Raw genomic sequence first — 8,149 nt, forward strand, 5'->3', positions numbered from 1 at the left:
CCCGCCACTTAGTGCTCCGCGCACTTGAAGCGGGGGAATGCTTATCTGCGTTCAAACTGTTCAAGCCGTTCGTAGAAACCATCATAAAAATTCTCCTGCTGTACAGGAGTAAAATAAAACATTTGAAGAAACAGCATATTTTTCCGTTTTGCTTCCTCTTCATCACAATTTTGCATGGTCTGACGAAGAGATTTGGTGAGCGCATGCCATTTTACTAAAAACTGCTCATAATCCTTCATTCCATCCATTTCAAGCCACTTACTTACTTTCATCTTTGATTTATTTTTTGCCGGACAGGCATCTGTCAGCAGAAAATAGCTCAGATTTTCCCCATCATAATTTCGCCCCAGAGGAAACAGACGGCAAATCCCCGGTCTAAATGCATGGATACTACATCTGCCTTCTTCATTTAAAAAAGAACATTTTGGTCCTGTCGCAGATGATGCCATTTTCAGATTCGGAAGGATCAGACCATCTTCCACATGCAGATCGATCGCACCTGCAAGCAGTTGTTCAAAACTCTGTCCAAGGTTCCGTTCCAGACGCCAGACATCCATCGGATCCAGCAAAATCGATTCACCCATATCACAACAACAAGCGGAACAGCCATTGCAGTCATGACAGCCTACTTTTACCATATCGTTGCTGCTATATAACTTTCCATCTGATATATCTTTTAAATATTCTTCCATCTATTTCACCCGTCTTTCAAAAATCCAGTAGTTGCATTATAACAAAAATGCTGATGTTTTCCAAGGGGCAGATTTACAGACAAACGTCCCCTGCTCATTGCTTATCGCAATTCAGGCAGAGGACATTCTCTAAAAAGCAGGCAGATATCCACAATCCGCTCACGCTATGTACTTTATAACCAAATAGCAGACATATCGCCTGGTATTGTCAGATCGTAAGAAGCGGTGCTCCTGATTTAATCAATTCCGTCAATGGTGGTCCCCATTTGTACAGATCCAGACCAATTTCTTTCATTTTATCTACCAGATTTAATTCTTCCGCACAGGCGATGCATCCGGTGAATTTCACGCCAAAGGATTCTGCACGTTTTAATTCTTCCTGTAATTCTTCATTTTCTGCCAGTAATTTTACGGTAGCACCCCATACAATGACCGTTACCTCTTTCCACCATCCATTTTTCATAGCATTTCTGGCATACATCATCACCATCAATTTTGCTGTAGTCACATCTGCATTTGTCCATAAAATATGCAGGTGTTCTTTATTATTTTGCTGTTCCATACAACATTTCTCCTTCAACTATTACAACTTTTCTTTATACTCATACACGCAACGGATATCCTTTAAACTGCAACATCTTCCATTTACATAATCCGGCTGCGTTTCCAGATATATCTTATCATCTTCCTCAAGTGGATACAACCGTAGTATCAATTCCGTTGGAAAATCAAATCGTTTCAGACTGACTTCCCAGACATCACCAATGTAATACTGATCCGCAATTTTCACGCCATTCAGGTAAAGTTCTGCCTGATCTGCCTGGAAATCAATCTGAAGGAAGATATTTTCTTTTGCTGCATCATATGCTTTGTCATAGGAAATTCGAATCACATATTCCTGATAATCTTTGCCAGTATCGTCAATCGCACATGCTTCTGCCTCGGAAAAATCTGTTTTTTCTGCTCTGTGAAAAACATTTTTTTCTTTCCGTATAATGCAGTTATTTACATCTGTATGTGTAAATGACGCGACAGTCTGATTGTCTGCTGCCGTCAGATCATGACTCAGCACACAAATTGTGGATGCATCACCTTCCACATGTAAAAAATCCGGAATGATATCTGGTTTTTTCCACCCATTGTCAATCCACGTTTTAGCATCTTCCACAGTCGCATCCATGATTATCCAGCAGTTTTTCTGTGCACGATCACTGCGACAAATTACCTCTATCCCATTTTCTGTTTCCAAAATAGGTAACGCACTGAAAAACAATATATTTGGATATTTTTTCATGCGCCATGCATATTTTGCCCAGATTCGATCCATACTGATAAGCACTTGGCCAGACAGTTTTTCATCTGCCTCATACTGCATTTTTTCATTTCCATAGAAAAACCATAGTTTCCGGTTAATATTGCATAATGGTGTCTGATTAATCCAACGTAATGTCACGTCATCTGACAGCAGAAAATTAAACGGATAAAAGAAGTAAGCTCCATTTTTAATATCCTGTTTTGGGAAACTTATTTCTCCATCTGCTGTCTGAACACGCAGCATCACATCTTTATGCTCTGCCATCTCATAACCACGCTGATAATTGTTTACAAACAGATAGCCATGATCACCGCTTCTGCGCGTAATCATACGAAATGCAGATAAATCTTCTGCATCCTGAAAATCTCCGGTATGAACTGAAGTACTCTCACAGTCATCCCCCGCAAACTGTGGCTGCATATTGCAAAATGTCTCCCCATAATCATGTGCAAACATGGAAAGAAGTTTCAATTCTTTTGCTGTCTCTGAAATCTGACCATATTCCCGGATCGGTGCCTGAAAATCATAGGAAAGTTCAGGGACATCGCAAAAGGAACCCACCGCCGTCGATTCCTGTAAGCTACTGAGTTTTCCTTTCGGATTTGTCCCGCCGTGATACATATAATAGCCCAACAGGTTACAACCGCTTCCAAGTTTGCATACTGACATCGCTCCGATATCTTCTGCTGCCACCCGTGGTCTGCGATGATGTGTCACCTGCACACCGCCACCAAGTTCTGCGGTCAGATACGGATACGCATCTTTATCAAATGACAATTCCATCCCCGGTGCATAATCACTGCCGATATTTCCATCATTTCGCACCGTTGAAAACAGATAATTTTTGTTTGGCGGAAGCTGTTTTAAAGAAGCATCCCATGGGGCATCACAATAACCGCCCATAACCGGTGTCAGATCACCAAGTACCGCACCGCCCCATCCGGTCGCTGTCCAATAAGGTGCTTCAAAACCAATCGTTTTTGCCAGTTTTGTTAGCGTCCGCATATGTTGCTCCCCGGCAACACCTCGTAAACCACCCACATGACCATATTCATTTTCAACCTGAATACCAAGAATGCAATGTGTTCCTTCCACTTCTTTATAAATTTTCTTCCAGAAACGTTCCACCAATGCCAGGTAATCCGGATCATCGCTGCGCAATTTATATCCTTTTTTCAGCAGCCAGTCCGGAAAACCACCATTTCGTGCCTCTCCATGCGCCCACGGTCCAATACGAAGCCACACATGCATCTGCCATTTCTCGCACAATTCCAAAAAATAATGCAGATTGCGCTGTCCTGTAAAATCAAAGACACCTTCTTCTTCCTCATGATGAATCCATAAAACATAGGTTGCTATGATATCCATGCCACAGGCTCTCATTTTCCTGATTTCTTCTTCCCATTCCGGTTCCGGGCATCTGGAAAAATGAAACTCCCCCATCATTGGAAAAATTGCTTTTTCATTTTTGAGTAAAGATACTCCGTTAATACTGTATTTTTCCATTCAAAATTCCTTTTCTCATATTTATTTTCATCAAGATTTGTAAACTGAGTAATTTGTTTTTTACTTTGTTTCTGTGTCTATTATATCATTTTAGTTCCATACTTCCTATTTATTTTTTATCCAAAAAATTGCTTTTCTTTTTTGAAAAATTGCTCCGCAACATATCATCTTGTTTTAACTATTTTGTTTCTGCTATAATTCAGCAATAAACCTGATATGATTTGGAAACGAAAAAAAGCCTTCTGCCATTTAGCAAAAGACTATGTTTCTTATAAGTAAAGCGGACATTTGCAATCCGCTTTCACTACTTGCTCAGGAACGCAGTCGCTTTGTGACCTGTCAGTGGGAGCTTTTAACTCCCACTGACATAAGCATCCCGCTTACCCACCACTTAGTGCTCTACACACTTCAATCGGGGGAATGCTTATTCTGCGTTCATATAAAGTATTTCTGATGACTGCTCATCTGTATCTGTTCGCAAGGTATATATCATTATATGTAAAAAATTATTACTGTTTTAGGTATTTTACTGAGCAGCCATCTCGTTGGTTATATTTTATCAAACTATTCGTTGTTTTTACATGCCCGTTTTGGCACAAAAAAGTGCCTATTTCAGCAAACATTGAAACAGGCATAAATTATTATCTTCTGTTTTCTGAAAATTGACACTTTATTCTTTGACTTTTCATTACTGATTTACAAATTCCTTGATCTTGTCACGCTTATCAATCTGTAATTTTTCCAGAATCGTAGAAACGTAATGTTTTACCGTATTGACTGAAAGTCCCATATGTTCTGCAATCTCCTGATTTGTCCAGTCACGGCAAGCAAGCATCGCGATAGAAAACTCCACCGGAGTCAACAGATCCGTCACTGCTTTTTGCATCTCCGGATTGTGAATTTTCATCCATCCACGGCTAAAAGCAATGACTCCATCCATCATTTTTTTATATACATACGGTTCCCGCTGTTTTACCCAGACTTCTAAAACTCCTTGCAGCAATCCATGATGCTCAATGAACGGCTCCAGAAGTTTATCCTGTCTTGCAATCTCCCATGCTCGAATCACAGACTCTCTGGCTCCTTCCTGATCTTTCTGATTGATCTGACACATGGCATTGACACAATTCAGATAAATAAATGGAATCGGATACATTTTTTCTGCCATCATCATTGCAGTTTGTGCCATGCCCTGTCCTTTTGCATATTCCTGATTCAGATAGGCACCATGCGCCAACAGATTCATAGCAAACAGACGCTGACCTTCTGGAAGATAACGCAAATAATCGCTTAACAACGGCATTTCTTTTTCCGGTGGAATATGAATCAGCACACTAATGACATATAATGCAAACAAACAAGATGCCTGTGTCTCCAGATCGATTTCGTCCTCGAATGCTTTTTTCAGGCAGATATGTACATCTTCCCGCGCCATCTGCGCTGCCATCGCATCACCCAGCGTCAGGTTTGCAAATGTATAAAGCATATCCGCTGACATACGAAGGATCACATCCTTGCTGTTCAAATATTTTTCTACAATTTTCACACAGGCTTCTGCCTGTGCTGAAAAAAAATAGGCTTCTGCCTGTGCAATTTCTGCCAGTTCTTCATCCTCAAATTCATTTAGCGTGTCTGCCAGTCTGCCAGGTTCAAATGCAGTTCCAAGTAATGGCAGAACCGTTCTTTTGCATTTCATGTCATTCCTCCAAGTTATCATAAATTACTTTTTAGTCAAACAAAACTTTCCAGTGTTTCGCTTCATACGCATCAAAACACATTAGTATCTGTTCTTTGGTTGTTTTTTCATTTGCCAGATTTTCCGGTATTTCGTCTTTTGCAAAATATTTTGTCTCTGTCGTTTCAATATTTGAAACAAAAGCCCCGTCAATTACAGAACACTGGATAAAAATCTTGACCACACCATAAACATATATCGGCAAATTATGTTTATTTCGATCCTGAACAGCGATCATACGGTCTGCTTTTACATGTAAACCAGCTTCTTCTAATGTCTCTTTGATCGTATTTTCCGCTACCGATTGGTTAACATCACACCAGCCGCCCGGTAACGACCAGGTTCCGTTTTTTTCATGCACTAATAAGATTTTTCCATCCTCGAAAATTGCTGCTCTGGTATCAACCTTAGGTGTCTGATAGCCAGTTTCATTACAGAATAAGTCTTTTATTTTTTCTACTGGAATATCTGTTTTGTAAGATAACATTTCTGCTGAAATTTCCCGTAAACGTTCATAACGCTCCATATCATATACGTCATGTCCATAGGTCAGCCCCGCTTGCGCCAGACTTTGGATTTCAATCGCCCAGTCCAACCATTTGTTCTTTTCATCATGTAAATTTAATGCCATATCCTTCTCCTCTTAAGATAGCATATCTCTAAATTATTCATTTTGATAAATTTACTTTGCCTTATGAATTATTTTATGACCTGAATAAATTGCCATGATCATACAAAATAATGCCGCAATGCTCCACCATTTATGTGCTTTCATCGATTCATCCCTCCATTTCTTACTCTGCCAGTTCACTCAATGCATGATAAAAGTTCGGATATTCTCTTTTTAACCGAATCAACTTGCCTTCCGGATTGATAAATCCATGTTCTGAATATCCCTGACATACAATTTCTCCCTGCTCATTTGTCATAGTATATTGCAATTTTAATTTTACTTCTTTGAATTCTTCTACTATGACGTCAATATCAATGACATCTCCAAAGGTTGTGCTCTTTTTATATTTGCAGTTTACTGCTGTAACCGGAGATATAATGCCTATTGACTCCAGTTTTGCATAGTCCCATCCAATCTGTCTGAGAAAATCAATTCTGGCTTCTTCCATCCAACGGATATAATTTGAATGATGTGTAATCCCCATTTTATCTGTTTCATAATACTGCACAATATGTCTGTATTTCTGCATTACAAAGACTCTCCCAATGCTTCTACCTCTGCCAGTTTCGGACAGGCACTCATGCTGCCTTTGCTTTCCATGTTTGGGACAGTAATGATTCCGCAGTCCTCCCACTTCACATAAGCAGCCGTTGCACGATACTGTTCGATTGCCGCATCAAATACATGATCTGCACCGGCATCTAACAACAACGCTGTTTTATGAAAATGAAATCCTGCCGTTGCCCCCACATACAAACGGTCGATGACTGCTTTTAACTGTGCAGTGATATCGAACCAGTAAATCGGAGATGCAAATACAACCATATCCGCATCTTTCAATTTTTCGTACACCTGTGTCATATCGTCTTTCTGTGCACATTCTCCATTATGAGAGAAACAGTACTCGCAAGCCATACATCCACGGATTTTCATGGTACCAACAGGTAAGTTGACTACTTCATGCCCTTTTTTCTCAGCACCTTTTGTAAATGCCTGCGTCATGATTTCTGTATTTCCACCTTTACGTGGACTTCCGTTTAATACTACGATTTTCATATTTATGTTATCTCCTTTTTCAGCAAAATCTAATCCCAGTTCTCTTCCGGATATTTCATACCCCAGTCTTTCCGAAGTTTTGTCATAATGTCCATGACATCTTTCGTATATTCCAGATGCATTCCATTTGCATTACCGCTGCGCACTGCCTGCTCCATATCCAGCATTTCATAATACAGTGCATTAGCAGTCTCACCCTCTGCGATTTCTGTCCGTTCCCCGGTTTCGGCGTCTACGATAACTGCTTTATCAGCGCGTGGGTACTCCATAATTTCAATATATCCTTTTTCACAACTAATCATGGCGCGTTTTGGCTGTTTTGAATGCATGGATAATGCTACTGTTGCCATCTGCCCCTGTGAATTCTGCAGTAAAACAGTCGCCTGTTCATCGGAACCTGTCGGGGATGGTTTCCACTGACTTAATGTATCGGTCGGAGTTTCATCCATAAAACTACGAACAATGGAAAGTGCATAGACACCAATATCAAGCATTGCTCCTCCTGCCAGATTCAGATTGAAAAAGCGATTCTTCATATCATATTCCTTGAAACTGCCAAAATTCATTGTTATGATCTGGACTTTTCCTAGTGTTCCATCTTTTATGATATTCCACAATTTTTTATAAATCGGCATATGCCAGATGGTCATTGCCTCTGCCAAAATCAGATGTTTCTCCTGTGCCAGTGCGATCATCTGATCCAGTTCTCTGCTGTTTAATGTAATGGATTTTTCCACTAAAAGATGCTTTCCACACTGTAATGCCTTTTTCATAAAAGTATAGTGTGTGTTATGTGGACTGGTAATATAAATAATATCGACATTTTCATCCTCAAACATATCATCGATCTGATCATATACTTTACCTACACCATATTTTTCTGCAAAATCTACCGCCTTCTGATAAGTACGGTTTCCAACTGCATACAGAGATTTTCCCATTTTCTGCAGCGCCTGCGCCATTTCATTTGCAATCACACCGGTACCAAGTACCGCCCAGTTAAGGTTTTCTCTCATCTCTTTTGCCTCCTGAAATTTCTTTTGCTTATCTGCCACATATTTTCTCACAGATTCATTATTTTTTCTATGCTTTTTCTGTAAAAAACTTATTCAAGTCGAACGCTCGTGAGACTTGGTGCGTGATTCTGGTCAGCGAAAGCTGACATATTCTTC

9 protein-coding genes are annotated in these 8,149 nt (G+C 40.0%); all 9 read right to left on the reverse strand.

Going from position 1 to position 8,149, the window contains the following annotated elements; translation table 11 throughout:
- Positions 1–41 precede the first annotated feature (41 nt).
- Positions 42–692 carry a YkgJ family cysteine cluster protein gene (locus tag LG34_RS06200; protein WP_109215317.1) on the reverse strand — a complete coding sequence of 217 codons (651 nt, stop codon included), beginning with the start codon at positions 690–692 and terminating at the stop codon, positions 42–44.
- 208 nt (positions 693–900) lie between these two features.
- Entirely contained in the window at positions 901–1,254 is a 354-nt protein-coding gene (locus LG34_RS06205; protein WP_109215318.1) for a DsrE family protein, read from the reverse strand.
- A gap of 21 nt (positions 1,255–1,275) precedes the next feature.
- Positions 1,276–3,513: a beta-galactosidase gene (locus LG34_RS06210; RefSeq protein ID WP_109215319.1), complete on the reverse strand. Its 2,238-nt coding sequence runs from the start codon at positions 3,511–3,513 to the stop codon at positions 1,276–1,278.
- Between the two features lie 688 nt (positions 3,514–4,201).
- Positions 4,202–5,209 (reverse strand): response regulator transcription factor, encoded by a 1,008-nt coding sequence (locus LG34_RS06215; protein WP_109215320.1) that lies wholly within the window; start codon positions 5,207–5,209, stop codon positions 4,202–4,204.
- Positions 5,210–5,240: 31 nt separating this feature from the next.
- Positions 5,241–5,879 carry an NUDIX hydrolase N-terminal domain-containing protein gene (locus tag LG34_RS06220; RefSeq protein WP_109215321.1) on the reverse strand — a complete coding sequence of 213 codons (639 nt, stop codon included), beginning with the start codon at positions 5,877–5,879 and terminating at the stop codon, positions 5,241–5,243.
- Positions 5,880–5,930: 51 nt separating this feature from the next.
- Positions 5,931–6,023, reverse strand: coding sequence for a DUF6219 family protein (locus LG34_RS17065; RefSeq protein WP_022036558.1), 93 nt, complete (start codon positions 6,021–6,023; stop codon positions 5,931–5,933).
- Between the two features lie 19 nt (positions 6,024–6,042).
- The gene (locus LG34_RS06225; protein ID WP_109215322.1) at positions 6,043–6,450 is read right to left on the reverse strand and encodes an acyl-CoA thioesterase; all 408 of its coding nucleotides are present in this window, start codon (positions 6,448–6,450) and stop codon (positions 6,043–6,045) included.
- A complete protein-coding gene (locus LG34_RS06230) occupies positions 6,450–6,977 on the reverse strand; it encodes a flavodoxin family protein (RefSeq protein ID WP_109215323.1) in 528 nt (175 codons plus the stop codon). Before LG34_RS06230 ends, LG34_RS06225 begins: the two co-directional genes overlap by 1 nt.
- Before the next feature lie 29 nt (positions 6,978–7,006).
- The gene (locus tag LG34_RS06235; protein ID WP_109215324.1) at positions 7,007–7,993 is read right to left on the reverse strand and encodes a Gfo/Idh/MocA family protein; all 987 of its coding nucleotides are present in this window, start codon (positions 7,991–7,993) and stop codon (positions 7,007–7,009) included.
- Positions 7,994–8,149: the final 156 nt, after the last annotated feature.

This window comes from Eubacterium ramulus (assembly GCF_003122485.1).
GTDB lineage: Bacteria > Bacillota > Clostridia > Lachnospirales > Lachnospiraceae > Eubacterium_I > Eubacterium_I ramulus_A.